Here is a 24975-nt window from a genome sequence, read left to right as displayed (position 1 = left end):
CCGTAACCGGCCATACCGATCACCATGGATGTGTAACGAGAGCCGCAGGAGGTCTTCATGGCCGGCGATGCGCACGGTATGACGGGGAATGTGCAGGACGCGCAGCCACCGGAGAGGCCCCCGCAGCGGGGCAGTTCCGCCCAGGAACACGTGTCGGGCAACGTCCTCGTCTCGATCGGGGCGCTGCTCCTCGGGCTGCTGCTCGCCGCCCTCGACCAGACCATCGTGTCGACCGCGCTGCCGACGATCGTCAGCGATCTCGGCGGGCTGGAGCATCTGTCGTGGGTGGTCACGGCGTATCTGCTCGCCTCGACCGCCGCGACCCCGCTCTGGGGCAAGCTCGGCGACCAGTACGGCCGGAAAAGGCTGTTCCAGATCGCGATCGTGATCTTTCTCATCGGGTCCGCGCTCTGCGGTGCCGCGCAGAACATGCCCCAGCTGATCGGCTTCCGGGCGTTGCAGGGGCTCGGCGGCGGCGGGCTGATCGTGCTGTCGATGGCGATCGTCGGTGACGTCGTCTCACCGCGTGAACGCGGGCGCTACCAGGGGCTGTTCGGCGCCGTCTTCGGCGCGACGAGTGTCCTCGGGCCGCTGCTCGGCGGGCTGTTCACCGAGCATCTGAGCTGGCGCTGGGTCTTCTACATCAACCTGCCAGTAGGCGTCGTCGCCCTCGCCGTCATCGCGACCGCCCTGCACATCCCGCGCAAGTCGACCCGGCACGTCATCGACTACCTCGGCACCTTCCTCATCGCCGCGGTCGCGACCTGCCTGGTCCTCGTCGCCTCGCTCGGCGGCACGACCTGGGGCTGGGGCTCGCCGCAGATCATCGGGCTCGCGGTGCTCGGCGTGGTCCTGATCGGGGCGTTCGTCGCCGTCGAGCGCCGCGCCGCCGAACCCGTCCTCCCGCTCAAGCTCTTCCGCGTCCGCACCTTCACGCTCGCCGCCGTCATCAGCTTCATCGTCGGCTTCGCGATGTTCGGCGCGATGACCTATCTGCCGACCTTCCTCCAGGTCGTGCAGGGCATCACCCCGACCATGTCCGGCGTCCACATGCTGCCGATGGTGTTCGGCATGCTGATCTCGTCCACCGCGTCCGGCCAGATCGTCAGCCGCACCGGCCGCTGGAAGGTGTTCCCCATCGCGGGCACCGGCATCACCGCCCTCGGTCTGCTCCTGCTCCACCGCCTCGACGAGGGCAGTTCCACCGCCGAGATGAGCGCGTACTTCTTCGTCTTCGGGCTCGGACTCGGTCTGGTCATGCAGGTGTTGGTGCTGATCGTGCAGAACGCCGTCTCGTACGAGGACCTCGGCGTCGCCACTTCCGGCGCGACCTTCTTCCGGTCCATCGGGGCCTCGTTCGGCGTCGCCATCTTCGGCACGATCTTTGCGAGCCGGCTCGGCGACAAACTCACCGACGCCCTCCAGGGCACCACGCTCCCGCCGGGCGTCACCCCGGACGGCCTGGAGTCGGACCCGCGCGGAATCTCGCAACTCCCGTCCGCCGTACGCCCGGAGGCACTCCACGCCTACGCCTCCTCCATCACCGACGTCTTCCTCTACGCCGCTCCCGTCGCCCTCGTCGGCTTCGTCCTGGCGTGGTTCCTCAAGGAGGACAAGCTGCGCGGCTCGGTCACGGCGCCGGATGTCACCGAGACCCTCGCCAGCAACCCCGTCCAGCGGTCCTCGTACGACGAGGTGTGCCGCGCGCTGTCCGTGCTCGGCACGAGGGAGGGCCGCCGCGAGATCTACCAGACGATCACTGCCAAGGCGGGCTACGACCTTCAGCCCGCGGCGAGTTGGCTGCTCCTGCGGATCAAGCGGGACGGCTGGGCGGAACCGGGTGTGCTCGCCGAGCGCAGCTCCGTGCCACTGCCCGTCATCCTCGCCGCCGTCCGTCAGATCGAGGGCCGCCGCCTCGCCGTACGGGAGGGCCTCGACCTCCAACTGACCGACCAGGGACGGGAAGTGGCCGAGAAGCTGTCCCAGGCCCGGGAGGAGTCCCTCGCGGAGACCCTGGGCGACTGGTGGGGGCCGGACCGGCCTACCGACCTGATCCAGCTGGTGAAGGAACTGAACGGCGACTTGTGCGGGTCGGACAGCGAGCAGCCGCACAACGGGACGGTGACCAGGGCCAGTTGAGCTCAGTTGAGGTTCTTGCGGAACCAGTGCTCCGCGTACGGGTCGTCGTTGTGCCGCTCGGTCTCCTCGTAGCCGAGCCGTGCGTACAGGGCGCGGGCCTCCACCAGGTCGTTCCGGGTGTCGAGGATCATCACCTTGGCGCCCAGCTCGCGGGCGGCGTCCTCGGCGGCCGTCACGAGCCTCGGGGCGCCGCCCCGGCCGCGCATCTCCTCGTGGACGAAGACCCTCGTCAGCTCGGCGGTCGTCGCGTCGAGGAGTCGTACGCCCGCCGATCCGACTGCCGCACCCTCGTACCACCCCACCAGCAACTGGCCGCCGGGCGGGGCTAGGGCCTGTGTGATGTCGTGATCAATCGTGCCGATCTGGATCCGTCTGGAACGCGGATCCGGTAGGAAGGCGTTCGTGACGCGCAGGCAACTCAGCGACGAGCAGTGGCAGTTGATCGAACCGTTCCTGCCGATAGGCGATTACGGTCCGTACCCTGAGCGGCTGCGTAAGCAGTTCGAGGGGGTGATCTGGCGGTTCCGCACCAGCAGCCAGTGGCGGGAGATGCCGGGCGAGTTCGGCCCATGGCCGACGGTCTACGGCCGCTTCCGCGTCTGGAGGGACGCCGGCGTCTTCACCGCATTACTGGAAGGCATGATCGCTGAGGCCGCCCGCCAGGAGCAGGCCGACTTGTCCCTGGTCAGCGTGGACTCCACCACCGTCCGTGCCCACCACGACGCCGCCGGGATGCGCATCGGCAAGGAAGTCATGGACGCCCTCGAGGAAGCCGCCGCCGACCAGGAACGGGCCCGGCAAAGGGGGCGGCCCGCCGGAACAGAACGGACAGGACGGACGCGACGCCCCCGGCCGGGAAGAACTGCGGCACCTCAGGCGACGGCGCAAGCTCCGTCTGAAGGAAGCCCTGCTCGGCAGGTCCCGAGGCGGGCTGACGAGCAAGATTCATCTCGCTGCGGACCGCAAGTGCCGTCCCTTGTCGTTCGTCCTGACCGCGGGACAGGCTGCTGACAGCCCGCAATTCGCCCCCGTGCTGCAGAAGGTGCGGGTCCGTCTGCCGGTCGGCCGTCCCCGAACCCGGCCCGGGGCTGTCGCCGCGGACAAGGCCTACTCATCCCGCGCCAACCGCTCCTACCTGCGCAAACGCAGCATCAAGGCCGTCATCCCGGAGAAGAAGGACCAGGCCGCCAACCGGAAGAGGAAAGGCAGCCGGGGCGGCCGGCCCACAGGTCACGACGCCGATCTCTACAAGGAACGGAACACCGTCGAGCGCCTGATCAACAAGCTGAAGGCCTGGCGGGGCATCGCGACTCGATACGACAAGACGCCCGAGAGCTATCTCGCCGGCCTCCACCTCCGCGCCTCGATGATCTGGATCAACGACCTGCTGCAAGCAACCGCTTGATCACGACATCACACAGGCCCTAGTTCGGAGCCGGTGCGGGCGGCGATCTCCCGCTCCAGCTCGGCGGGGTCCGTCCGACGGTTCTCGTGCAGCAGGTACCAGCGGTCGCTGACCTCGGTGTAGTACGCCCGCCAGAGTGCGGCGGCGACGGGGGAGTCGTGGGGTTCCGGGGCGATCGTCCAGGTCATGCGGACATTGTCAGGAGCCGGTGGGGATGCGGCGCAACCGAATATGGGTCACCTCGGGGGAGTCCAGGACCTGGGTCTTCCGCCACTCGATGTGCGCGTCGCCCACGTTGTCGAACAGCCGCCGCCCGCCGCACGCGAGCACGGGTACGACATGCAGGAGGAGTTCGTCCAACCACCCGGCGCGGATGAACTGCTGGACCAGGTCAGCGCCGCCGGCCAGGGAGACGTCCTTGCCGCCGGCCGCCTCGCGGGCCAACTCCAGTGCGCGGCCCGGCCCTTCGGTGACGAAGTGGTAGGTCGTGCCGCCCTTCTTCACCACCGACTCGCGAGGCTGGTGCGTGACGACGAACACCGGTGCGTGGAAAGGCGGTTCGTCACCCCACGGGACCTCCCCGCTGACGAACATCCCGTGCCCCATGACCACCGGCCCCAGCCGCTCGATCCACTCGGCGAGCAACTCGTCGTCCGGGCCGCCCGCCCCGCCCTCCCATCCCTGCATCCGCCGAAAGCTCCGCAGCCCGAACACCCACGCGTGCAACCGCTCCCCGCCGATGCCCAGCGGATGCTCCGCCCCCGACTCCGGCCCCGCGATGTACCCGTCCAGCGACACGGCCAGCCGTGCGACAACCTCACTCATGACTACCTCCTCGATCGGTCCTTACCCGTGCGTCGAACGGGGCGGGGCGGGATCGACACACCGGCACCATGAATTCCGCCGAGGTGCGGCCGTCGTTTGAAGAGGGCCTTTGAGGCAACCCGGTAGAGGAACCGACCGACTACGAGAGCCGGTTGGCCAAGAACCCGGAAGGCACTCATGTCCACAGGCGTGATCATCGTTTTGATCGTGATCGTGGTCGGCGTGGTCGCTGCCGCGGCCGCCCTGGCGCTGCGTGCCCGAGGCGCGACCGGCGGCTCGGGCCTGAAGCGCCGCTTCGGGCCGGAGTACGACCGGACCGTGGCCCGGCACGACGGCGACGCGAAGGCCGCCGAGCAGGAGCTCGGCGCGCGCGTCCAGGAGCACGGTTCGCTGCACGAGCAGCCGCTGGAGCCCGCGGCCCGTGAGCAGTTCCAGGCCCGTTGGGCCTCCGCCCAGGAGCTCTTCGTCGACTCGCCCCGCCAGGCCGTGGCCGACGTCGACCAGCTGCTCGGTGAGGTGGCCGGAGCCCGGGGCTTCCCCGACGTCCAGGAGTACGAGAAGCAGTTCGACGCGCTGTCCGTGCACCACGCGGACCACGTCCACGGCTACCGGCGCGTGCACCGCGTCGTCACCGCGCGGACGAACGGCACACCGGAGAGCCAGGCCGGCACCGAGGAGATGCGCGAGGCCATGCTCGAAGCCCGCGCCCTCTTCGACGACCTGGTGAGCGACGACAGCCGTAACGGCAACAGTCACGGGCGCGGCGGCCGCCACTCGATCGGCGCATTCAACAAGCAGGCACTGAAGGGGAGTTGAGCTATATGTCCGACGCGATACGGCCGACCGGCGACAACGCGGAGCATGCCGACCGCAAGGAAGCCGACAAGACCAGCGAGCAGCGGGATGCCGAGAAGGCGTCGCGTGAGTCCGGGTCCGGCACCAGGCCGTTCGGCAGCAGGACCGGCGACGACAAGTCCACTGACAGCAGGACCACCGACGACAAGTCGGCATCGCGTGGGTCCGAGAAGGTGACACCGCTCGGGTCGTCCGAGAGGACGCCGACCGCTTCGACCCCGACGACGACGTCATCGACGACCTCGTCGCGCGAAACCGACCGGGCGATCCCGAGCCCGCGCACCGGTGACACGGTCGGCACCGAGCGCTCCTCCGACCGCACCGAGCAGTCGTCCCGCCCCGTCCACGCCCCCGAGCCCGCCCCGGCCGTCAGCACCGGTGCCGCCTCCGGCAACGGACGGCGTGTTCCGCAGGACGCCGAGAACGGGAGCCTGCTGCCGCACGACGAGAGCGACAAGTTCAGCCTGCGGCTGCAGCACGCGGTCACCGGGTTCGTCGACGAGCCCCGGTCCGCCGTGGAGGAGGCCGACCACGTACTGGAAGAGGTCGCCGCCCGCTTCACGGAGGCCGTCACCAAGCGCCGTGCCACCCTGCACGGCTCCTGGGAGTCCAAGGGCTCCGACGCCTCGGACGACACCGAGCAACTCCGCCTGGCCCTGCGGGACTACCGCGAACTGACGGAGCGGCTTCTACACATCTGACGAGCCGTCAGGTCCACCTGTTCCGTCAACCGCCCGGCGCTCCCGCCACTCCCGCGCGACCTCTTCGACGTCGTACGGCTTCATTCCCAGCGGGGGGCCGGGCGGCGGCTTGAACATCATGTCGCGGATCTTCACGTTGACTTCGGTGATGATCCGCCGTGCGATCCGCTCCGAAGGGGCCGAGTACGCCGCAGCGAGGGCGTCCTCGGCCTCTTTGCGCAGGGCCAGCGTCGGCGGCAGCACGGAGATGCCCTCGCGGGCCATCTTCTGCTTGATCCACCACAGTTCGTCGTACGTCGTGTCGGCGCCGGACGGCAACGGCTTCCCCGCGCCCGGGAGTTGGGCGAACTCTCCGGCCTGCTCGGCGTCCCGGATCTGCTTGTCGACCCAGGACTCGAAGGACACACCCGGTGGCTTTCGCTCGGTCATGACTTCAATTGTGCCGGACGCGATGGCGCCGGGCGATTTATCATGCGCCCGCTGCTGTAAGGACACTTCATAGGGGAGCGCACGTGCTCGAACTCACCATGGCCTCGGTCTCCGGGACGGACGAGGGCGCCACGGCCGGCATGCTGATGGCCGACGCGCCCAGTGACCCGGGCGCGGTGCTGCGGGTGGGCCGCGACGAGACGGTGTGCCGGCTGGTGACACCGGACGACTGGCTGTTCATCTCGCGGGTCCATCTGGAGTTCCTGTGCGGACCCGAGGGCATCTGGCAGGTGAGCTGGCTGCGCGGCTCCCAGCCCGACCCGTCCTCCGAAGTACGCCTGATCGTCGGCGAGTACGCCCAGACCGTCGGCTACGGCGGCAGCGTGCCGTTGCCGCGCGGCGGGAGCGGCGAGATCGTCATCAAGGACCGCACCGGGCCGCGCAGCGTCAACGTCGGCTTCTATCACGAGGGTTGAGACCCCGGGAGGGCCGGGAGAGCTAGGCCAGCACCCGCGCGAGTGCGAAACCGTCGTACCCCTTCCTGCCCACCGTCTGGATCGCCGTACCCGACAGGCGCGCGTGCGAGCCGATCAACTCGATCGCGGTGCGCGTGCCTTGGACGTCCGGTGACGTGTTGTCCGGGTCGGCCACCCGGCCGCCGCGGACCACGTTGTCGACGATGATCAGGCTGCCGGGGCGGGTGAGCTTGAGGGCCCACTCCACGTAGTGCGGGTTGTTGGACTTGTCGGCGTCGATGAAGACCAGGTCGAAGGGGGCCGGGTTCTCGGCGGTCTCGTCGGCGAGTTCGGCCAGGGACTCCAGGGCCGGGCCCACCCGTACCTCGACGACCTTGTCGAGGCCCGCGCGGGCGAGGTTGCGGGTGGCGACCTCGGCGTGCTTCGGGCTGTACTCCAGGGAGATCAGCCGGCCGTCGGCGGGCAGCGCGCGGGCCAGCCAGATCGTGCTGTAGCCGCCGAGCGTGCCGATCTCCAGGATGCGGGAGGCGCCCTGGATCTGGGCCAGGAGGTGCAGCAGTTTGCCCTCGGCGGCGCTCACGGCGATCTCCGGGAGTCCGGCGGCTTCGCTGTCGCGCAGGGTCGCCTCCAACACCTCGTCGTCCGGGGCGAGTTGGCCGATGAAGTAGTCGTCGACGTCGTCCCACAGCTGCGACTCGCTCATGTGCTCGTGCCTTTCGTGTGTCCGGTGAGTTGTGCTTACCCCGATGAGCAGCGTCGTCAATGGCCCGGCGGCGCGCGCGTCGGCGGTGGTGGAAACGCCGGTGGCGGTGGGATCACCGGCCGCCGTGACCGCCGGGACCGCCCTACGGCCAGCAGGACGCCGGTCGTCGTGAGCGCGGCCAGGCCTCCGCCGATCGTCAGCAGCCACGCCGGGACGCCCGCGACCTTGGTCAGACGGTCCTCGTAGATCACCTGCTGGAACGTGGCGTCCGTGGCGGTGCGGCGCAGCAGGTGGTCGCCGGTGATGCGGGACGGGTCGGGGAACTCCTGGTTCACGGCGGTCAGGAACGGGGTGCCCTTGGCGAGGGCGGCCAGCGGGCCGGAGGTGGTGGTGACGCGGCCCGCGTAGGCGACCAGTGGCTGCGAGCCGCCGATCGTGCTGCTGGGTTCCATGCGGTGGGCGGCGAGGATGTACAGGCCGAGCGACTGCGGGGTGGGGGCCAGGCGGGAGAGGCGCATCGGGTAGACGGGGGACTCGGCGGCGAAGGTGAGGTGCAGGGGGTCGAGGGCGCCCTGGAGCGGGGTGCCGGCGGTCGCGGGGGCGAGGCGGATCGCGACGTACTCCCAGCGCTGGTCGACGTACGGCTGAAGGGCCTGGTCAAGGCGGGACGGCAGGACGAACCCGTTCGTGTGCAACCAGTCGCCGAGCGCGTCCGGGTCGGTGGCCGTCAGCCGGGCCACGTCGAAGGGGCCGAGCCGCTCACGGCCGACCACGCCCACTCCGGGGGCCGTCACGGCGCCGGGCGGTGGGCCGCCGCCGGGGCCGCCGGAGACGAGCGGCCAGTCGCCGTCCTGGGGCCAGAAGTGATGGCGGGTGCGGTGCGCGGGCGCGGTGAGCCTGTTCAGCGCGTCGAAGAGCGCGGGGTCGGCGAGCGTGGCCGTGGCCCGGTGCGGCACCGGCATGATCCACGCGGCCCGCCGCGCGTCCCCGGAGACAGTGAGCCGCATCACGATCTGCTCCTGGCGCCCGTCCCAGCGCACCACGGACGCCTCGCGCCCCACGGCGACCTGCTGCGAACCGCCCGGCACCAGGGCGCCGCAGCCGCATGCCCAGGCCGGGGACACCAGCGATCCGAGCTGCAGGGCGAACAGCGCCAGGACGACGGCCGTCACGCGCGTGCGTGCCCGCCCCCGCATCGCCTTCCGCATCGCCCTCCGCGTTGACCCCCGTGTCGGCCCCCGCAACGAAACGATCAGTAAACCGATCATGTCCACAAGCTATCGGGCCATCGGGCCGGTCGGAAGCGCGCGGTTATTTGCTGTGCCCAGGCAACCCGAGGCGGACTATCGTCGTCCGGACAAAAGGGGAGGCGGCCGTCAGGTGAAGGGGGGGTTGCCTGCGTCTCTCCCGCAGGGGGTGCGAACCTCATAGGGTTCCCAGAGGGAACAACCGCGCGCGTGACGCGTGGGACGAGCTGGGCGGAGGCCTACGAGGCGTGGCGAACGTGGAGCACAGCGGGCGACCGGCGGGAGCCGCGGGAGCATTCGGGTCGAGTGCCGCCCAGACGGCCAGGGCACGGCTGCGCGTGGCGCGCCTGGGTCTGTGGCTGGTCGCCGCGGTCCTCGCCGTACGGCAGGTGGCGGTGGTCCTCAGCACCCCGCAGGGGGAGCGGCTGACCGACCTGGAGACCTGGGTGGGGCCGAACGGCGTCCTTCATGTGAAGGGCTCGCTGTACGACTCGACGCAGTTCACCGGCACCCCCTTCGGCGGGCTCGTCCTCAAACCGCTCACCCGGGCCGCGGAACAGGCCCTCGGCTGGGGCTGGACCTTCGGCACGCTGCTGCTGGTCGTCGCGCTCGGCCTGGTCGTCTCCCGCGCCCTGCCGAAGCCCGTCACCCGCCGTGCCTCGCTGCTCGCCGCGCCCGTCGCGATCAGCCTGCTCATGCTGTCGCTGCCGGTGCGCAACACGCTCTGGCTCGGCCAGACCAGCATCATCCCGGTCCTGCTCGTGCTGCTCGGCTGCTTCACCGTGCGCGGCGAGCGGTCCAGCGGGGTGCTGATCGGTCTCGCCGCCGCGCTCCAGCCGACGGTGCTGCTGTTCGCGCCGCTGCTGTGGTTCACCGGCCGGCGCCGGGCCGCGATCACCTCCCTTCTGACGTTCGCCGCGAGCGTGGCGATCGCGTGGGCCGCGATGCCGCACGACTCGTACACCTACTGGGTGCACCACATGGCCGGCGCGGGTCTCGGCGGCGCGGCGGACGGCCTCGGCAACCAGTCGCTGCACGGCGCGCTGCTGCGGCTCGGCCTCACCGGGCCGCTGGAGATCGGCGTCTTCCTGGCGCTCGGCGCGGCCGTCACGTACCTCGGCCTGCGCCGGGCCGTGCGGTACGCGCGCGACGGGCAGCTGCTGCTCGCGGTCGCGGTCACGGGCTGCGCGGCGATCGCCGTGTCGCCCACGACCTGGCAGCACCAGCTGCTGTGGGTGCTGCTCGCGGTGGTCGGCCGGGTCGGCAAGCGGGCCTCGGACCGGTACGTGTGGCCGGTGGCCGTGATCCTCGTGGTCACGCTGCCCGCGAAGATGATGCTGCCGAACATGGCGGCCGTCTATCCGCTGCGTGACAACGTCGTCCTGCTCATGGCGCTCGCCGCCGCGACCGTCGTGCCGTTCCTGTCCCGTACGTCGGAGCACTACCGGCGGCCGATCCCCACCGAGTACGCCGAGCCGGTCCCCACGCGCTGGAAGCACGTCCCGCTGATCCCGCAGCTGCGCCGCGTCCTGACCCGTCCGAACCTCCTCCTCGAACTCCTCCTGATCCGTGTCACCTACGCCGCCTACCAGCAGGTCCGCCTCGCGGCGACCGGCGGCACCAACTCGGGCGGCCGGGCCACGGCGGAGCACCACGGCCACGAGATCCTCTCGATCGAGCGCTTCCTGCACATCGACATCGAGCACGCGATCAACCACTGGGTCGTGAAGGTCGACTTCCTGAAGGACTTCTTCAACTTCTACTACGAGTCCTTCCACTTCGTGGTGCCGCTGACGGTGATGGCTGTCCTGTACTGGCGTCGGCCGGTCGACTACCGGTGGGCTCGTTCGGCGCTGGGCTTCGCCACTTTGCTGGCCCTGGTCGGCTTCTGGCTCTATCCGCTGGCTCCGCCGCGCCTGCTTCCCGGCCTCGGCATCATCGACACGGTCCACGGCGTCCAGGACTTCTCCAAGCCGGACTACGGCACCCTCACCGCCCTCACCAACCAGTACGCGGCGATGCCTTCGCTGCACTTCGGCTGGTCGCTGTGGTGCGGTGTCGTGATCTTCGCTCTTGCCCCCAAGTGGTGGATGAAGGCGCTGGGTCTGCTGCATCCCTTCTTCACCGTCTCCGCGATCGTCGCGACCGGTAACCACTGGGTGCTGGACGCGGCGGGTGGTGCGGCGGTCGTCGCTGCGGGCTTCGGGCTGGCGTACGTCTTCCAGGGGCCGCGGGCGCGGTCGTTGCGGCCGAAACCCCTTGAGGTCAGTACTGAGCCGGTGAGTGCTGGTGATGTGCAGCGCCTTTGAGGGGCGTGGGGGCCACTCGCTTCTTGGCCAGTGTCGGGCTTCCGCGGCCCGAGTAAAGGGCGCTCCCTGCGGTCGCGTCGGCTGCGCCGATTCCGCTGCGCTCCACCCTTGACTAGGGCCGCTCCAGCCCGTTTGAGAAGCGAGCGAGTGGCCCGGAGGAACGGGTGGCCAGGTAGGGACCTCCTTGCCTGAACCGTGCTGCCGGCCGGTGTGGAGGAGTGCGCTCGCGTCTCGCCCGTACGCCGCTTCGGATCAGCGGCCAACGGTGGGACGGTGGGCGGGTGGTTGCTGGAAGCCGGGGGTAAAACTAACCAGTGTCATGGGCTGTCACTGGTTAGAAATGACCCCGGCTTGGAGGGGTGGGTGGCGCTGGCATTCGAACCACACCGCCTTCCCTCCTGCGGAAGCCCGCGTTACCCCCCACTTGTCCGTCACCGCGTCCAGGATCACGAGCCCGCGCCCGTTCTCCGACTCGGCGTCGAAGTCGGTGTGCAGATCCGGGAGTTGGGATGAGCTGTCGCTGACCTCGACCCGTACGCCGGTCATCTGGCGCAGCAACAGCAGTCCGCAGCGCCGGTCCGGAACATGCCGTACGACATTGGCGACCAGCTCCGTCACGGCGAGTTCGACGGTGTCGGACAGCTCCCGCATGTCCCACTCCAGGAGGAACGAGCGGACGATGCGGCGGATGTGCCGGGCCGAGTGTTCACCCACGGTGAGGTGCATGACGTACTGCTGACGGTGGGGAACGGCCAGCATGGCGGGGGGAATTGGTTCGTTCACATTACGAGACTGGCGCCCCGTCGCTACCCTCGGCAATGGCATGAATACAACCCGTTTACGGGTGGACATTGTTGGGAGACAGGGGGCTTCGCGTGCACATCGCCACGCTTGATCCAGGGGCTTCGCCGCTGGACTACTACGGCTACGAGTTGCGTCGCTATCGGGAAGCGGCCGGTCTCACACAGCGGCAGCTCGGCGTCATCATCAACTACACCGGGTCACTGATCGGCCAGATCGAGACGGCCAAGAAGCTCCCGACGCTGGAGTTCAGCAGGCAGGTCGACGCCGCACTCAACACCGGTGGGCTCCTGACCCGGTTGCTCGATCTGGTGCTGCGCAGTCAACTCCCGTCCTGGTTCCGGCAGGTGGCCGAGTTGCAGGCGAGGGCTGTCGAGATCCTCAGCTTCGAGACGCACATGATCCACGGTCTCCTCCAGACCGAGGCGTACGCGCGTGCCGTGCTCGGTGCGTTGGACCAGGGCAACCTCGACGACCGCACCGCAGTGCGGCTGGCTCGACAGAACATCTTTGACAAGGCGGAGCCACCCGTCTTCTGGGCGATCCTCAGCGAGTCCGCTCTGTACCAACAGATCGGTGGGCCCGAGGCCATGAGGGGTCAACTCGCGCGCCTGTTGGCGTATGAGGACAACCCTCGAATCAACATCCAGATCCTGCCATTCGCGGTGGGAGCTCACGCGGGGCTGCAAGGTTCCTTCGACCTCTATCGGTTCGAGAGCGACCCGACGATCGTCTACACGGAGGGCTATGGCGGCAGCGGGTATCCAACCGCCAACCCAGCCACCGTCAAGAAGTGCTCGCTCCGTTACGATCATCTCCAGGCTGCCGCTCTCTCCATCAAAGACTCAGCGAAGCTGATGCGGCGCGTAATGGAGGAACGTTATGGGGAACAACGCGATGCCGTCGGGGACTCAGTGGCGGAAGTCCAGCTACAGCGGTGACGAGGGTGGCAACTGCATAGAGATTGCCGAAACCCCCTGCACCACCACCCCGAACACCCCCACCACTCTCGCCATCCGCGACTCCAAGACCCCGGCGGGGCCGATCCTCACCCTCGGTCCCGCCGCGTTCACGAGCTTCGTCAACTGGTCCGCTACGACGGCTGGTTGACCTCGAAGTAGTAGTCGTGGTCGAGGTCGGCGAGCAGGCCGATTCGGGTCGGGGTCCAGCCGAACCGTTCGCGGGTGACCGTGCTCGTGCCCACCAGGTCGGACGAGTAGAAGTGGCCCAGCCAGCCGAAGTGGGCGCCGGCCTCCTCGACCGGCACGCTCTTCACCGGTAGGTCCAGCCGCTTGCCGATGACCTCGGCGATCTCCCGTACGGGGACGCCCTCGTCGTCGACCGCGTGCAGGACCGTGCCTGCGGGGGCGTTCTCCAGGGCCAGCCGGAAGAGGACCGCCGCGTCGTCGCGGTGGACGGCGGCCCAGGCGTTCGTGCCGTCGCCGGGGTAGGCGGAGACGCCCTTGGTGCGGGCGATGTCGATGACGCCGGGGACGAAGGCGTGATCGCCCTCGCCGTGCACCTGCGGCAGCCGGATGACCGAGGAACGGACGCCCCGGGCCGCCGCCGTCAGGGTTGTCACCTCGGCCGGGAGGCGGAGCAGGTCGGGGCGGGCGGTGGGGTCGGGTACGTCGTCCTCGGTGCGGCCGTGGCTCATCACGGAGCTGATGACTAGGGGGCGGTCAGAGCCCGAGAGGGTCTCGGTTAGGGTCCTCACCGCGCTCAGGTCGATCGCCACGCAGGCGGCGTAGTTCGAGAAGTCGTGGATGAAACCGGTGTGGATCACACCGTCGGACGCTGACGCGCCCGCGCGGAGGGCGTCGAGGTCCTCCAGCGAACCCCGGTGCACCTCCGCGCCGGTCGCCGCGAGCCGTTCGGCCGACGCGTCGGAACGCGCCAGGCCCAGCACTTGGTGGCCGTTGTCGAGCAGTTCGCGGACGACCGCGCTGCCCACGAATCCGGTCGCTCCGGTGACGAAAACACGCATGACGAAATCACCCAGATCACTGTTGGGTCGGAAGAATCGGTGTGCCTCCAGCCTGCGCCCGCCGCACCCCGCCCGTCCAAGACCGACTCCGGAACACGTGATTCATTTCCGGTATCAGTGCAGCTCGCGCGGTTGTGCCGTCGTACAGTCGAGGTATGAGTGACCTGGATCTGCGTCTGGTGCGCTGCTTCACCGTCGTCGCCGAGGAATTGCACTTCGGGCGGGCGGCGGCCGTCCTGCATCTCGCGCAGCCGTCACTCAGTCGTCATGTGCGGCGGCTGGAGGGGGAGTTGGGGGTGCGGCTCTTCGATCGGGCCACGCAGGGAACGCGGTTGACCGAGGCGGGGGAGGCGTTTCTGCCCCGGGCGCGGGCGTTGTTGCGGTCGGCGGCGGAGGCGGTGGCCGTGGTGCGGGAGGTCGGGCAGCCCAGTCGGGTCGTCGTCGGGTTCATGACCGGGCTCATCATCACCCCGGCTGTGCGTGCTCTGCGTGCCGGGCACCCGGAGGCCGACGTGCACAGTCGTTTTCTCGGCTGGGGCGAGCTGCCGTCCGCCCTGCTGGAGCACCGGGTCGATGTGGTGGTGGGCCGACTCCCGTTCGCCACCGAGGGGTTGAGCGTCAGCGTCCTCTGCGAGGAGCCCCGGATGCTGCTGATGCCGGTCGGCCACAGGCTGGCCGGCAAGGAGCGCGTCAGCATTGACGACATCGCCGACGAGCCCGTACCCCGGTTCCCCGACGAGGAGTTCAACGCGTTCTGGCGCGTCGACCCCCGCCCGGACGGCCGGCCCGCGCCGGACGGTCCGTTCGTCAGGGAGCTGGAGGACAAGCTCGAAGTCATCGCGGCGGGCGAGGCGGTGGCGATCGTTCCGGCGGGCGCCGTCAGAAAGGGCCTGCGGCTCGATCTGACGACGGTCCCGATCGACGGCGTGGCCCCGGTCCCGGTCGTGCTGGCCGTCCGTGCGGGCGAGGAGCGCCGCCCACTCCTCGCGGCCTTCCGCGCCTGCGCCGAGGAGCACCTGCACCCCGACAACTGGCTTGCTACAGACGCTGAATGATCGTGCCCGTCGCCAGCGCCCCGCCCGCGCACATCGTGATCAGCGCGAACTCCTTGTCGGAGCGCTCCAGTTCGTGGAGAGCCGTGGTGATCAGGCGGGCGCCCGTCGCCCCGACCGGATGGCCGAGGGCGATCGCACCACCGTTCACGTTGACCTTCTCCAGGTCCTGTTCGAAGACCTGCGCCCAGCTCAACACCACTGACGCGAAGGCCTCGTTGATCTCGACGATGTCGATGTCCTTGAGCGTCATGCCCGCCTTGCCGAGCACCGCACGTGTCGCGTCGATCGGGCCGTCGAGGTGGAAGTGGGGATCCGATCCAACCAGCGCCTGAGCCACTATCCGGGCCCGGGGGCGGAGCTTGAGCGCCCGCGCCATCCGCTTCGACGCCCACATGATCGCCGAGGCGCCGTCGCTGATCTGTGAGGAGTTGCCCGCCGTATGTACGGCTGTTGGCATGACCGGCTTCAGTCGCGCCAGTGCTTCCATCGACGTGTCGCGCAGGCCCTCGTCGCGGTCGACGAGTCGCCACATGCCGAGGCCTGCGCGCTGTTCGTCCTCCGTCGTCGGTACCTGGACGGCGAACGTCTCCTTCTTGAAGCGTTCCTCGGACCAGGCGATGGCCGCCCGCTCCTGCGAGATGAGGCCGAGCGAGTCGACGTTCTCGCGGGTCAACTGCCGGTTGCGGGCGATGCGTTCGGCGGCCTCGAACTGGTTGGGCAGGTCCACGTTCCACTCGTCCGGGAACGGCTTCCCGGGTCCGTGTTTCGACCCCGATCCCAGCGGCACCCGTGACATCGCCTCGACGCCACAGCTGATCCCGACGTCGATGACGCCCGCCGCGATCATGTTGGCGGTCATGTGCGAGGCCTGCTGCGAGGAGCCGCACTGACAGTCGACCGTGGTCGCCGCTGTCTCGTACGGCAGACCCATGGCCAGCCAGGCGTTGCGCGCGGGGTTCATGGACTGTTCGCCGGCGTGGGTCACCGTGCCGCCGACGACCTGCTCGACGCAGTCGGCGTGAATGCCGGTGCGGCCGAGGAGTTCACGGTAGGTCTCGCCCAGGAGATAGGCGGGGTGCAGGTTGGCGAGCGCTCCGCCGCGCCTGCCGATGGGGGTGCGTACGGCTTCCACGATGACGGGTTCCGCGACCATGGGACACGTCCTCTCCTCGTACACCGCGCGGCGCGGGCGTCCCGGCCACCCGCCACGCAAACTAGTACGCGTTCTAGTTCTGTGTGCAGTCTGCTGACAGGGCGTCCACAACCGCAAGGGTCGTGCAGGGAATTCGGCTTGCCGTGCCTCTTGCGACTTGTAGAACCCGTTATTACCTTCACGGGCATTCCCATGTTCCTGATGGACCGTCAGAAAACGGCTGGAGTGCCCATGCCCTGTCCAGCTCTCCCCGACGGGTTCGACTTCACCGACCCGGACCTGCTCCACCACCGCGTCCCGCTACCGGAGTTCGCCGAACTGCGCGCGGCCGAGCCGGTGCGCTGGATACCGCAGCCCCTCAACATCGCGGGGTTCCAGGACGAGGGCTACTGGGCCGTGACCCGGCACGCCGACGTCCGGTACGTCTCCACCCACCCGGAGATCTTCTCCTCGACCCTCAACACGGCGATCATCCGCTTCGGCGAGCACATGACGCGCGAGTCGATCGACGTCCAGCGGCTGATCCTGCTCAACATGGACCCGCCCGAGCACACCCGCGTCCGCCAGATCGTCCAACGCGGCTTCACCCCGAGGGCGATCCGCGCGCTGGAGGACCGCCTGCGCGACCGGGCCCACTCGATCGTGGCGGGCGCCCGCGCCCACTCCGGCCCCTTCGACTTCGTCACCGAGGTCGCCTGCGAACTGCCCCTCCAGGCCATCGCCGAACTCATCGGCATCCCGCAGGAGGACCGCGTCAAGATCTTCGAGTGGTCCAACAAGATGATCGCGTACGACGATCCCGAGTACGCCATCACGGAGCAGGTCGGCGCCGAGTCCGCCGCCGAACTCATCGCCTACGCCATGGGGATGGCCGCCGAACGCAAGCAGTGCCCGGCCCATGACATCGTCAGCACACTGGTCGCCGCCGAGGACGAAGGCAACCTGAACTCCGACGAGTTCGGCTTCTTCGTGCTGATGCTGTCGGTGGCGGGGAACGAGACCACCCGCAACGCCATCACCCACGGCATGCATGCGTTCCTCACCCACCCCGAGCAGTGGGAGCTGTACAAGCGGGAGCGCCCGTCGACCGCCGCCGAGGAGATCGTCCGCTGGGCGACCCCGGTCAACGCCTTCCAGCGGACGGCGACCCAAGACACTGAGCTGGGCGGCAAGTCGATCAAGAAGGGCGACCGCGTCGGCATTTTCTACGCCTCCGCCAACCACGACCCCGAAGTCTTCGAGAACCCGGACCAGTTCGACGTCATGCGCGACCCGAACCCGCACCTGGGCTTCGGGGGCGGGGGCCCGCACTACTGCCTCGGCAAGTCCCTGGCCGTTCTCGAAATCGACCTGATCTTCAACGCGATCGCCGACGCGATGCCCAACCTGACCCTGACGGGCGACCCGCGCCGGCTGCGCTCCGCGTGGATCAACGGCGTCAAAGAGCTTCAGGTGACCGCCGGTTGAGGTGACCCCGGTCGACCTCACAGCTCGGGCCGGCGGCATCCCGGCGCCGCCGGCCCGTCCCCTGCTCATGTCCGCAAGGCGGCTGCTTACTTCCGTACGGCGAACTTCATCAGTTCCCGCTCGTCCCCCTGCTTGATCTTGCCGGTCTCATTGATGACCTGGAGCTTCCAACTCCCGCCGTCCCGGACCGCCTTGGCGACCGCGCAGCTGTTGTGGTCGCTGAGCAGGTTGGGCCAGATCTCGGCGACCTGCTGGGTGCTGCCGCCTGTCGCGTCGTAGACCTTGAAGGCGATGTTGCGTGCCTTCTGGAAGGAACTGCCCTTCTTGTAGGCGGCGGCGACGAAGACGATCGACGTGATGTTGGTGGGTATCCGCGCGAGGTCGACGGTCACCGTCTCGTCGTCGCCCTCGCCCTTGCCGGTCTGGTTGTCGCCGCTGTGCACCAGCGAGCCGTTGCCCAGCGGGTCCACGGAGTCGAGCCCCGCGAGCCGAACCGGGTCCTGGCCCTGCATCGCGATGGCGATGAGGTCGAGGTCCGTACCGGCCTTCTGGCGCAGCTTCCCGATGAAGCCGCCGCTGCTGCCGACGGTCGGGTCCCAGGACGCCCCGATCTCCAGATGGGTCACTCCGTCCAGATCCGCCGGACCGTCTTCCTTCGTGAGCGTGATCATGCGTGATCGATCCTCTTGATCGTGGGACTCAGACGCACGAATTCTGCCTTCTTGACCGGCCTTTGGGCTACTCCCGGCCAGATGCGGTCAGTGCGAACACTCCGGCGGCCAGGGCCGCGAGCAGGAGCGGGTAGCGCAGACCGTGGTGCAGAGTGAGCCAGGCGCCCAGGAACGCGCCGACGAGCATCGCCACGAGGGCGGCGGCGCGGCGGCGGGCGCCGGGGCCCGAGGCCTTGCCCGTGACCGAGTCGGAGATCAGGCCGGTCATGGTCATCGTCACGACCGTGGTGGTCGAGTAGTTGCTGACGCCCAGCTTGCGGACCGTGGCGTTGCGCAGGCCCATCGCGAAGGCGGTGAGCGCGATCAGGGGGTACGTCGTGGCGTGCGCGTCCGGTGCCGCGAAGGCGATCACCGCCGCCACACCGACCAGCAGCGCCTCCGCGCCCAGGCTCACCCGGGCCCAGGTGCGGCGGGAACCGGTGTCCATGCGGGCCGTGATCCGGCCGCCGGCCACCGCGCCCACGGCGAAGAAGCCGAGGGAGGTGAGGGTGTGCGCCACCGAGAAACCGGGCGCCCCGGCGGCGGCGAAGCCGAGGACGACGACGTTGCCGGTCATGTTCGCGGTGAAGACATGCCCGAGGCCCAGATAGCTGACGGCGTCGATGAGCCCGCTGACCACGGTCAGCCCCAGCAGCACGGCCACCAGCCGCACTCCGCGCGCTTCACGGTCGTAGGACTGGGGCGGTGTGTTCTCGGCCATGAACGCAATGTAGCGGCGGCCCCCGGTGTGCCGGGGACCGCCGCCGCGTGGTGCGTGTGTGGGGCCGGTGATCAGTACCAGCCGTTGGACTGCCAGAAGCTCCAGGCGGCCGTGGGGCTGCCGTAGCGGGAGTTCATGTAGTCCAGGCCCCACTTGATCTGGGTGGCGGCGCTGGTCTTCCAGTCGGAGCCGGCCGAGGCCATCTTCGAGCCCGGGAGGGCCTGGACCAGGCCGTAGGCGCCGGAGGAGGAGTTCGTGGCGGTGACGTTCCAGCCGCTCTCGTGCTCGACGATCTTGCTGAACGCGTTGTACTGCGCGGCGCTCGGGATCATCTTGTGCGCGATCGACTGAGCGGAGGAGGCGGAGGTCGTCGCGGCCTGGGCGGGAGCCGAGGTCAGCACGAGACCGGTGGTGGCGGCGGCCAGAGCGGCGGCGGTCAGGGCCTTCTTCGGGGAGGCGATGCGAGCGACGATGCGGGAGACGGACACGGAGAACCTGTTTCTTCGGGGACAGAGGCGTCGTACGCCTGCCGGTGTCACGCGGTGCGCGGCGGGGGGCAATGCGTCGGCGCCGAGGCCCGTGAGGGCTCGTCGGCGCCGTGCGACTGCTCCAGAGAAGCACTCTCGATCCGTGTCCGCAAAGACCCCTTTTACTAGTTGTGGTCGCATGTGGGTGAAAGGTGAACTGTGTGACCTGGCTCTCAAACCCCAGGTCAGAGGGTGTTTGGGGCGCGTACATGACATGCCTAAACACTACTAATCCCAGTAGTTCGTGACATGGGTCATGTGGGCCGCTTCACCACCTCTGTGACGGCCGGTGCGCACCGCCTCACGCAGGGGTTAGATTTCTGGCCATGCCGGCCAGGGGGAACGCGACGGGGAAGCTGATCGGCTCCGGCCGTACCGCGGACGTCTACGAGATCGACGCGGCGTGGGTGCTGCGCCGCAACCGCGAGGACTGGGGGGACGCGGCGGCCGAGGGCGCGGTGATGGAGCATGTGCGGGCCCACGGCTATCCCGTGCCCCGGGTGCGCACGGAGGACCTGGGTACCTCGCGTACCGACCTTGTGATGGAGCGGCTGACCGGGCCCACCATGGTGGAGGCGTTCGTCGCCGGTGCGATCGACGCGGTGGAGGCGGGGGCCGTACTCGCCTCTCTGCTACGGCAGTTGCACGCGATCCCCGGTCGGCGGCCCGGAACTCGGGTGCTGCATCTCGACCTTCACCCCGAGAACGTGCTGCTCACCCCGGACGGCCCTCGCGTCATCGACTGGGCCACGGCGGAGGACGGTGACCCCGGGCTGGACTGGGGGCTCTCCGCGATCATCCTCGCCCAGGTCGCCGTGGACGACGACCAGCCGGTCGCCGGACCGGCCCGCGCGATGCTCGTCTCGCTGCTCGCGGATCCTTCCGGGCTCACGGGGGAGGGGCTGGCCGAGGCGCGGCGGAGGCGGGCGGTCAATCCGACGATGACTCCGCGCGAGGTCGAACTCCTCGGTGCGGCCGAGGAGTTGGTGCGATCGCTGGTGGCTCTGCGGGAACCGTGAATCGACGTGAACGCGTCACCGCCGACGAGGGTGTGACGGGCCAGGGCGCCGGACGGCGTCCTCGGCTGGGTTCCGAGGACTGCGAGGCAGTGTGAGGGAACTTCGGGCACGTGGAGAAGAGGGACGGTCGCCGGCTGTCGCGGGGATCGGTCGGGGCCCGTTTCGCCGGCGGCGTCTTGCCGTGGTGCTGGCGTCGCTGGCCGTGATGGGGCTGGCGGTGTCCTGCACGGAGTCGTCCGTCCCGCAGCGCCGTCCGTCCGCCGGGGCGCGTACGTCTGCCGACAGCGCGTCTGCGTCTGCGGCTACGTCTGCTCCCGCGTCCGGGTCCGGGTCCGGGTCTGGCTCTGGCTCCGCGTCCGTCTCCGCTTCCGCGAGCGCACGGGCGGCGACCGGTGGGGACTGTGATCCGCTGCGGTCGTTGAAGCCGACGGCACCTATGCCGACGCCGGGTGGCCGGATGCCGAGCGGTACGGCGATGGCGCGGATCGTCGCGCGCGGGCGGCTGATCGTGGGTGTGGACCAGAACACCTATCTCTTCGGCTATCGCGACTCCGACACCGGACAGCTGACCGGGCTCGACATCGACCTGGTGCGAGAGATCTCCCGTGCCCTGTTCGGGCGGCCGGACCGGGTGCAGTTCAGGACCGTGCCGTCCGCGCAACGCATCGGGATACTGCGGCGTGGCGAGGTCGACCTCGTCGCCCACTCCATGACGATCACCTGCGAACGTATGGAACAGGTGCTGTTCAGCAGCGACTACCTCGACTCCGGCCAGCGCGTCCTCGTCACGGACACCTCACCGGTGAAGACCCTGGCCGATCTCGCCGGGCAGAAGGTGTGCACGGCCCAGGGCACCACCTCACTGACCGAGCTGCGCCGCGCCCGCCCGGCGGTACGGCCGGTCGCCGTCCCCGACTGGACCGACTGCCTCCTCCAGCTGCAACAGGGCGACGTGGCCGCCGTGTCGACCACCGACAACGTCCTCGCCGGACTCAGCGCCCAGGACCCCGCCACCCGCATCACCGGCCCGCGCTTCACCTACGAGCCGCACGGCATCGCCGTCTCGAAGAAGACGCCGGAACTCGTCCGCTTCGTCAACGGAGTGCTCGCGCACCTGCGCGCCACGGGAGCACTCCGGGCCCTGCACGAACGGTGGTTGGGCCCGTACGGGGACTTCTATCCGCCGGCGCCGCGTTACGGGGACTGACGGCGCGGGGCTACGGCGACTTGCGGCGCCGTGCTATCGCGACTTGCGGCGCCGTGTGAGCCCGTGGCCGGTCCCGGACCCGATGCGGATCTGCCAGCTGGACCCGTCACGGGGTCCGTTGACCGCCAGCAGCGTTCCGGGGAGCAGGTTCAGGCTCTTGCCCCGGAGCCGTCCCGGCAGGCCGCCCTTGGTGTTGACCCAGTCCTGCCAGACGAGTTCGGGGGTGAGGGTGCGGACCGAGACCATGCCGGACCACGTGTGCCACGAGCGGGTGATGACCCGTGCGGTGACGGGCGGCCCCGTGTAGCGGAGCACCTCCCCACCCGTGCCGGTGGTTCCCTTGTCGAAGGTGCGTACCGCGTCGAGCGGGGTGACACGCAGGTCCCAGCCTCCGCGACCGGTCTGGAGGAGCGTCGGCCCGGGTCCGAGTCCGAGGATCCCGCCGTGCTCGGGGTGGTGGGGATCGGCGGACAAGGTCACGTTGTAGCCGCGTGACTCGATGCGGACCTCCACAGTGGAATCCACTCTGGAATCCACTGGGGAATCCGCTGTGGAGTCGCTCCCCGCGTCGGTCAGGGACCACAGTGCGAGCGCGGCCGGTCTCCCCGTGTGGACGAGGACTTCCGGGCCGGTCCCGCGGGTGGTGACGCCGTCCAGCGGGCGGGCCGCGGACAACGGCAGTACGCGCAGCCGCCATTCGCAGTCGACGGCGTTGGCGACCTCGACCCGGCCGGTCGTGGACCAGATGGCCGGTGTGTCGTGGCCGAACAGGAACCTGGCCCGGTCGTGGTCGCCGACCTGCCAGAAGGCCTCGTCGCCGAAGTCCGTGCGCAGTCTGAGGAACAGGCTCGTGGGGTGAGCGCATTCGACCTTGGTGAACTCAAGGACCGCCGGTCCCGGCGGTTCCGGTCCGGTGAGTTCGACCGTCTGGTGCCCGATGCCCCGGCGGCAGAAGACGCCTCCGTCCTCGGGCTCGTCCTGTTCCAGCGGGGTGACGGAGATCGACCACCGCTCGGCCGTTTCGACGCGCAGCCGCTGCGGTCCGGACAGGCCCACCCGGTACGTCCAGGTGCGCGGTTCCTCCGTGCGGCACCGCTCGGGTTCGAAGTCCCGGACCGGCCGGGTGTCGTCGGCGCCGACCAGGGTGAAACTTCCCAGGTGGGCACGGTGGACCACGGTGGCCCAGCCCTGCGGTCCCCGGTAGTCGAGTTCCGATGGTCCCGTGCCCTCGGCGGCCTCGGTGAACGGGCGCACGTCGGCTGTCATCGCACCGCGCTCCCCGCTCCCCGAAGTGTCGTACGGCAGGCTAACCGGCGGCCTCCTTGAACAGAACATGTCGTCGGTGCCCGGAGTTCTCCCCGCCGTTCCCGTCCGCCGCGAGGGGGGCCGGTGTCCGGATCGAGGAGGCCAGGAGGGCGAGCTTGTCGGCCGCGTCGGTGCCCGGGTCCGGGTGGTAGATGACGAGGGTCCGGCCCGGGGCGCCGTCGATGCTCAGGCGTTCGCGGTTCAGGTGGAGGGGGCCGACCTGGGGGTGGTCGAGGTACTTGGGCGCCGCCTCGCAGGACTGGACGTCGTGGCGGGCCCAGAGCCTGCTGAACAGGGGGCTGGCGAGGGAGAGTTCGCCGACCAGCTCGATGAACCGGGGGTCGTCGGTGTCGGTGCCGACCGCCTCGCGGAAGGCGGCGACGATGCCTCCGCCGGAGTTCTCCCACTGCGGGTGGAGCGCCTGCTCGGCGGGGTCGAGGAACAGGGAACGCAGGCGGTTGGCGCCCGCCGTGAAGCGTGGTGACAGGGCGGTCGCGAGGGGGTTGGCGGCGAGGACGTCGAAGTAGCGGCCCTCGACCATGGCCGGGAGCGGGAGCGTCGTGAGCAGCTTGGTGATGCTCGGCGGGACCGTCTCCCTACGGCGCTGGGGGCGGGCGCGCTGCCTGCGGGGGCCGTCGGCGCCGAGGCGCAGCAGGTGGGCCGTCGCGGTGCCGTCGAGCCGCAGCACGCGGGCGATGGCTTCGAGGACCTGCGTGGAGGGGTTGCGGTCGCGGCCCTGTTCCAGCCGCAGGTAGTAGTCGGCGCTGATGCCGGCGAGCATCGCGACCTCCTCGCGGCGCAGGCCCGGTACGCGGCGGACCCCGTAGACCGGGATGCCGGCCTGTTCGGGCGTGACGAGTTCGCGGCGGGCGCGCACGTACTCGCCCAGCAGGTTCGGTTCGTCGGCCATCTCCTCACTGTAAATCGGGCGGGTGGGGGCCTGCCTGGTCCTGTCACCCCCAGGGTCGGCGGGGCCCTGGCTGGGGTGGATCCCGGGCGGCAGCGTCACCGGTGGCCACGCGACAACCCCGGCCACCACACCAAGGAGCGACACGATGTCCACATATCTACTCGTACACGGCGCCTGGCACAGCGGGCAGGCCTGGGACCGGGTGGTCCCGCTGCTGACGGCGGCCGGACACCGGGTGCTCGCGCCGTCCCTCACCGGGTACGGCGACAAGGCGCACCTGCTCGGCCCCGAGGTGGGTCTCGACACCCACGTCGACGACGTCGTCGGGCTGATCACCGAGGAGGACCTCACCGACGTGGTCCTCGTGGGGCACAGCTACGCCGGGCTGGTCGTCTCGTCCGTGGCCAACAGGCTCCCGGACCGGATCGCCCAACTCGTCTACCTGGACGCCATGGTCCCGGTGGACGGCGAACGCGCGACCGACATCCTGCCCGTGACCCAGGTCCTCATCGACCTGGCCGCGCGGTCCGACACCCCCTGGCGGATTCCGCCGCTGCCCGAACTCCCGCCGCCCGGGGGCCTGTTCGGGGTCACCGATCCGGCGGACGTGGCCTGGCTGCGCACGATGGTCTCGGACCAGCCGGCGCTCTGCCTCCAGCAACCCGTACGGCTGGACAACCCCGCCGCGAAGGCGATCCCCCGCACCCACATCCACTGCGTGGGCAGCGAACCGGAGGGCTTCGAACGCCGTCCCGTCCCCGCGATCCAGCCCAACGGCACCCCGGCACAGGTGTGGGAACTGGAGACCGGCCACGACTGCATGATCACCAAGCCGGCCGAACTCACCGACCTGCTGCTCAAGCTGGGCTGAACCGGACGAGGGGGTGCCGCACCAAACCGGGAGTTGATCAGCTCTCGATCACCGCGCGTCGAAATCGTGCTGCAAGTGGTCATAAAGTACGGCCATTTTGGTGGTGTCGCGACTATTCCGGGCAGCCGTGGACCGCGTTCCGGGACACGCGCG

General features: G+C 69.6%; 24 protein-coding genes and 3 pseudogenes. 13 read left to right on the top strand and 14 right to left on the bottom strand.

Annotated features, from left to right (window positions below; translation table 11 throughout):
- The first annotated feature begins 57 nt into the window (after positions 1–57).
- On the top strand, positions 58–2139 hold the full coding sequence (locus tag OG496_RS19865; protein ID WP_405971827.1) for a DHA2 family efflux MFS transporter permease subunit: 2082 nt from the start codon (positions 58–60) through the stop codon (positions 2137–2139).
- Positions 2140–2141: 2 nt separating this feature from the next.
- On the opposite strand, the pseudogene OG496_RS19860 reads toward OG496_RS19865, so the two are convergent.
- A pseudogene (locus OG496_RS19860) lies at positions 2142–2468 on the bottom strand (GNAT family N-acetyltransferase); the annotation flags it as partial.
- A 73-nt stretch (positions 2469–2541) separates the two neighbouring features.
- Here OG496_RS19860 and OG496_RS19855 point away from each other — a divergent pair.
- Positions 2542–3544, top strand: a pseudogene (locus tag OG496_RS19855) (IS5 family transposase).
- A gap of 14 nt (positions 3545–3558) precedes the next feature.
- On the opposite strand, the pseudogene OG496_RS19850 reads toward OG496_RS19855, so the two are convergent.
- Positions 3559–3732 (bottom strand): annotated as a pseudogene (locus tag OG496_RS19850) (GNAT family N-acetyltransferase); the annotation flags it as partial.
- Between the two features lie 10 nt (positions 3733–3742).
- Complete coding sequence (locus tag OG496_RS19845) at positions 3743–4369, bottom strand: dihydrofolate reductase family protein (RefSeq protein WP_399395065.1); 627 nt, start codon at positions 4367–4369, stop codon at positions 3743–3745.
- Between the two features lie 177 nt (positions 4370–4546).
- Between OG496_RS19845 and OG496_RS19840 the strand changes: the two genes are divergently transcribed.
- Both OG496_RS19840 and OG496_RS19835 read left to right on the top strand, forming a co-directional pair.
- Positions 4547–5185: a hypothetical protein gene (locus OG496_RS19840; RefSeq protein ID WP_405971826.1), complete on the top strand. Its 639-nt coding sequence runs from the start codon at positions 4547–4549 to the stop codon at positions 5183–5185.
- 5 nt (positions 5186–5190) lie between these two features.
- Positions 5191–5925, top strand: a complete 735-nt coding sequence (locus OG496_RS19835; RefSeq protein WP_405971825.1) for a hypothetical protein — start codon at positions 5191–5193, stop codon at positions 5923–5925.
- On the opposite strand, the gene OG496_RS19830 is transcribed toward OG496_RS19835, so the two are convergent.
- Positions 5914–6354 (bottom strand): DUF1992 domain-containing protein, encoded by a 441-nt coding sequence (locus OG496_RS19830; RefSeq protein WP_405971824.1) that lies wholly within the window; start codon positions 6352–6354, stop codon positions 5914–5916. The two genes, OG496_RS19835 and OG496_RS19830, sit on opposite strands and share 12 nt — an antisense overlap.
- Positions 6355–6437: 83 nt before the next feature.
- Between OG496_RS19830 and OG496_RS19825 the strand changes: the two genes are divergently transcribed.
- The gene (locus OG496_RS19825) at positions 6438–6830 is read left to right on the top strand and encodes a hypothetical protein (RefSeq protein WP_366491133.1); all 393 of its coding nucleotides are present in this window, start codon (positions 6438–6440) and stop codon (positions 6828–6830) included.
- Positions 6831–6852: 22 nt separating this feature from the next.
- On the opposite strand, the gene OG496_RS19820 is transcribed toward OG496_RS19825, so the two are convergent.
- Positions 6853–7533, bottom strand: a complete 681-nt coding sequence (locus OG496_RS19820; RefSeq protein WP_405971823.1) for an O-methyltransferase — start codon at positions 7531–7533, stop codon at positions 6853–6855.
- 56 nt (positions 7534–7589) lie between these two features.
- The gene (locus tag OG496_RS19815; RefSeq protein WP_405971822.1) at positions 7590–8741 is read right to left on the bottom strand and encodes a DUF2330 domain-containing protein; all 1152 of its coding nucleotides are present in this window, start codon (positions 8739–8741) and stop codon (positions 7590–7592) included.
- A 287-nt stretch (positions 8742–9028) separates the two neighbouring features.
- On the opposite strand from OG496_RS19815, the gene OG496_RS19810 reads away from it, so the two are divergent.
- Positions 9029–11089 carry a bifunctional glycosyltransferase 87/phosphatase PAP2 family protein gene (locus OG496_RS19810; RefSeq protein ID WP_405971821.1) on the top strand — a complete coding sequence of 687 codons (2061 nt, stop codon included), beginning with the start codon at positions 9029–9031 and terminating at the stop codon, positions 11087–11089.
- Between the two features lie 327 nt (positions 11090–11416).
- Here OG496_RS19810 and OG496_RS19805 read toward each other — a convergent pair whose 3' ends face one another.
- Positions 11417–11848, bottom strand: coding sequence for an ATP-binding protein (locus OG496_RS19805; protein ID WP_405971820.1), 432 nt, complete (start codon positions 11846–11848; stop codon positions 11417–11419).
- A gap of 116 nt (positions 11849–11964) precedes the next feature.
- Between OG496_RS19805 and OG496_RS19800 the strand changes: the two genes are divergently transcribed.
- Complete coding sequence (locus OG496_RS19800; RefSeq protein ID WP_405971819.1) at positions 11965–12831, top strand: Scr1 family TA system antitoxin-like transcriptional regulator; 867 nt, start codon at positions 11965–11967, stop codon at positions 12829–12831.
- On the top strand, positions 12788–13000 hold the full coding sequence (locus OG496_RS19795; RefSeq protein ID WP_405971818.1) for a DUF397 domain-containing protein: 213 nt from the start codon (positions 12788–12790) through the stop codon (positions 12998–13000). The genes OG496_RS19800 and OG496_RS19795 overlap by 44 nt, the downstream gene beginning before the upstream one ends.
- Here OG496_RS19795 and OG496_RS19790 read toward each other — a convergent pair.
- Entirely contained in the window at positions 12984–13877 is an 894-nt protein-coding gene (locus tag OG496_RS19790) for an SDR family oxidoreductase (RefSeq protein WP_405971817.1), read from the bottom strand. The genes OG496_RS19795 and OG496_RS19790 overlap by 17 nt on opposite strands.
- 155 nt (positions 13878–14032) lie before the next feature.
- Between OG496_RS19790 and OG496_RS19785 the strand changes: the two genes are divergently transcribed.
- Positions 14033–14932 (top strand): LysR substrate-binding domain-containing protein, encoded by a 900-nt coding sequence (locus tag OG496_RS19785; RefSeq protein WP_366491139.1) that lies wholly within the window; start codon positions 14033–14035, stop codon positions 14930–14932.
- On the opposite strand, the gene OG496_RS19780 is transcribed toward OG496_RS19785, so the two are convergent.
- The gene (locus OG496_RS19780) at positions 14916–16085 is read right to left on the bottom strand and encodes a steroid 3-ketoacyl-CoA thiolase (protein WP_366491140.1); all 1170 of its coding nucleotides are present in this window, start codon (positions 16083–16085) and stop codon (positions 14916–14918) included. The genes OG496_RS19785 and OG496_RS19780 overlap by 17 nt on opposite strands.
- Before the next feature lie 231 nt (positions 16086–16316).
- Between OG496_RS19780 and OG496_RS19775 the strand changes: the two genes are divergently transcribed.
- Positions 16317–17552 carry a cytochrome P450 gene (locus OG496_RS19775; RefSeq protein WP_366491141.1) on the top strand — a complete coding sequence of 412 codons (1236 nt, stop codon included), beginning with the start codon at positions 16317–16319 and terminating at the stop codon, positions 17550–17552.
- 86 nt (positions 17553–17638) lie between these two features.
- On the opposite strand, the gene OG496_RS19770 is transcribed toward OG496_RS19775, so the two are convergent.
- From OG496_RS19770 to OG496_RS19760, 3 genes are all read right to left on the bottom strand, one after another.
- The gene (locus OG496_RS19770; RefSeq protein WP_365299941.1) at positions 17639–18223 is read right to left on the bottom strand and encodes a TerD family protein; all 585 of its coding nucleotides are present in this window, start codon (positions 18221–18223) and stop codon (positions 17639–17641) included.
- Positions 18224–18290: 67 nt separating this feature from the next.
- Positions 18291–18983 (bottom strand): YoaK family protein, encoded by a 693-nt coding sequence (locus OG496_RS19765; protein ID WP_366491142.1) that lies wholly within the window; start codon positions 18981–18983, stop codon positions 18291–18293.
- Positions 18984–19054: 71 nt separating this feature from the next.
- A complete protein-coding gene (locus tag OG496_RS19760) occupies positions 19055–19471 on the bottom strand; it encodes a transglycosylase SLT domain-containing protein (protein ID WP_366491143.1) in 417 nt (138 codons plus the stop codon).
- Positions 19472–19836: 365 nt separating this feature from the next.
- On the opposite strand from OG496_RS19760, the gene OG496_RS19755 reads away from it, so the two are divergent.
- Together OG496_RS19755 and OG496_RS19750 are read left to right on the top strand one after the other, a co-directional pair.
- Positions 19837–20529, top strand: a complete 693-nt coding sequence (locus OG496_RS19755; protein ID WP_405971816.1) for a phosphotransferase — start codon at positions 19837–19839, stop codon at positions 20527–20529.
- 457 nt (positions 20530–20986) lie between these two features.
- The gene (locus OG496_RS19750; RefSeq protein ID WP_405971815.1) at positions 20987–21736 is read left to right on the top strand and encodes a glutamate ABC transporter substrate-binding protein; all 750 of its coding nucleotides are present in this window, start codon (positions 20987–20989) and stop codon (positions 21734–21736) included.
- 33 nt (positions 21737–21769) lie between these two features.
- Here the strand turns inward: OG496_RS19750 and OG496_RS19745 are convergent, their stop codons facing one another.
- Both OG496_RS19745 and OG496_RS19740 read right to left on the bottom strand, forming a co-directional pair.
- Positions 21770–23002 carry a hypothetical protein gene (locus tag OG496_RS19745; protein ID WP_405971814.1) on the bottom strand — a complete coding sequence of 411 codons (1233 nt, stop codon included), beginning with the start codon at positions 23000–23002 and terminating at the stop codon, positions 21770–21772.
- A 40-nt stretch (positions 23003–23042) separates the two neighbouring features.
- Complete coding sequence (locus OG496_RS19740; protein ID WP_405971813.1) at positions 23043–23951, bottom strand: helix-turn-helix domain-containing protein; 909 nt, start codon at positions 23949–23951, stop codon at positions 23043–23045.
- Between the two features lie 145 nt (positions 23952–24096).
- Here OG496_RS19740 and OG496_RS19735 point away from each other — a divergent pair, with 145 nt between their 5' ends.
- Entirely contained in the window at positions 24097–24822 is a 726-nt protein-coding gene (locus OG496_RS19735) for an alpha/beta hydrolase (protein WP_405971812.1), read from the top strand.
- The last annotated feature ends 153 nt before the right edge of the window (positions 24823–24975 follow it).

The sequence above is a fragment of the Streptomyces sp. NBC_00988 genome (assembly GCF_045162645.1).
In the GTDB taxonomy this organism is placed as follows: Bacteria; Actinomycetota; Actinomycetes; order Streptomycetales; family Streptomycetaceae; genus Streptomyces.
This window is presented reverse-complemented; position numbering and strand designations above follow the sequence as displayed.

Coding starts and splice junctions, on each gene's coding strand:
- OG496_RS19865 (WP_405971827.1), top strand. CDS start 58: ATGGCCGGCGATGCGCACGGTATGACGGGGAATGTGCAGGACGCGCAG.
- OG496_RS19845 (WP_399395065.1), bottom strand. CDS start 4,369: ATGAGTGAGGTTGTCGCACGGCTGGCCGTGTCGCTGGACGGGTACATC.
- OG496_RS19840 (WP_405971826.1), top strand. CDS start 4,547: ATGTCCACAGGCGTGATCATCGTTTTGATCGTGATCGTGGTCGGCGTG.
- OG496_RS19835 (WP_405971825.1), top strand. CDS start 5,191: ATGTCCGACGCGATACGGCCGACCGGCGACAACGCGGAGCATGCCGAC.
- OG496_RS19830 (WP_405971824.1), bottom strand. CDS start 6,354: ATGACCGAGCGAAAGCCACCGGGTGTGTCCTTCGAGTCCTGGGTCGAC.
- OG496_RS19820 (WP_405971823.1), bottom strand. CDS start 7,533: ATGAGCGAGTCGCAGCTGTGGGACGACGTCGACGACTACTTCATCGGC.
- OG496_RS19815 (WP_405971822.1), bottom strand. CDS start 8,741: ATGCGGAAGGCGATGCGGGGGCGGGCACGCACGCGCGTGACGGCCGTC.
- OG496_RS19805 (WP_405971820.1), bottom strand. CDS start 11,848: ATGCTGGCCGTTCCCCACCGTCAGCAGTACGTCATGCACCTCACCGTG.
- OG496_RS19795 (WP_405971818.1), top strand. CDS start 12,788: ATGCCGTCGGGGACTCAGTGGCGGAAGTCCAGCTACAGCGGTGACGAG.
- OG496_RS19790 (WP_405971817.1), bottom strand. CDS start 13,877: ATGCGTGTTTTCGTCACCGGAGCGACCGGATTCGTGGGCAGCGCGGTC.
- OG496_RS19785 (WP_366491139.1), top strand. CDS start 14,033: ATGAGTGACCTGGATCTGCGTCTGGTGCGCTGCTTCACCGTCGTCGCC.
- OG496_RS19780 (WP_366491140.1), bottom strand. CDS start 16,085: ATGGTCGCGGAACCCGTCATCGTGGAAGCCGTACGCACCCCCATCGGC.
- OG496_RS19775 (WP_366491141.1), top strand. CDS start 16,317: ATGCCCTGTCCAGCTCTCCCCGACGGGTTCGACTTCACCGACCCGGAC.
- OG496_RS19770 (WP_365299941.1), bottom strand. CDS start 18,223: ATGATCACGCTCACGAAGGAAGACGGTCCGGCGGATCTGGACGGAGTG.
- OG496_RS19765 (WP_366491142.1), bottom strand. CDS start 18,983: ATGGCCGAGAACACACCGCCCCAGTCCTACGACCGTGAAGCGCGCGGA.
- OG496_RS19755 (WP_405971816.1), top strand. CDS start 19,837: ATGCCGGCCAGGGGGAACGCGACGGGGAAGCTGATCGGCTCCGGCCGT.
- OG496_RS19750 (WP_405971815.1), top strand. CDS start 20,987: ATGCCGAGCGGTACGGCGATGGCGCGGATCGTCGCGCGCGGGCGGCTG.
- OG496_RS19745 (WP_405971814.1), bottom strand. CDS start 23,002: ATGACAGCCGACGTGCGCCCGTTCACCGAGGCCGCCGAGGGCACGGGA.
- OG496_RS19740 (WP_405971813.1), bottom strand. CDS start 23,951: ATGGCCGACGAACCGAACCTGCTGGGCGAGTACGTGCGCGCCCGCCGC.
- OG496_RS19735 (WP_405971812.1), top strand. CDS start 24,097: ATGTCCACATATCTACTCGTACACGGCGCCTGGCACAGCGGGCAGGCC.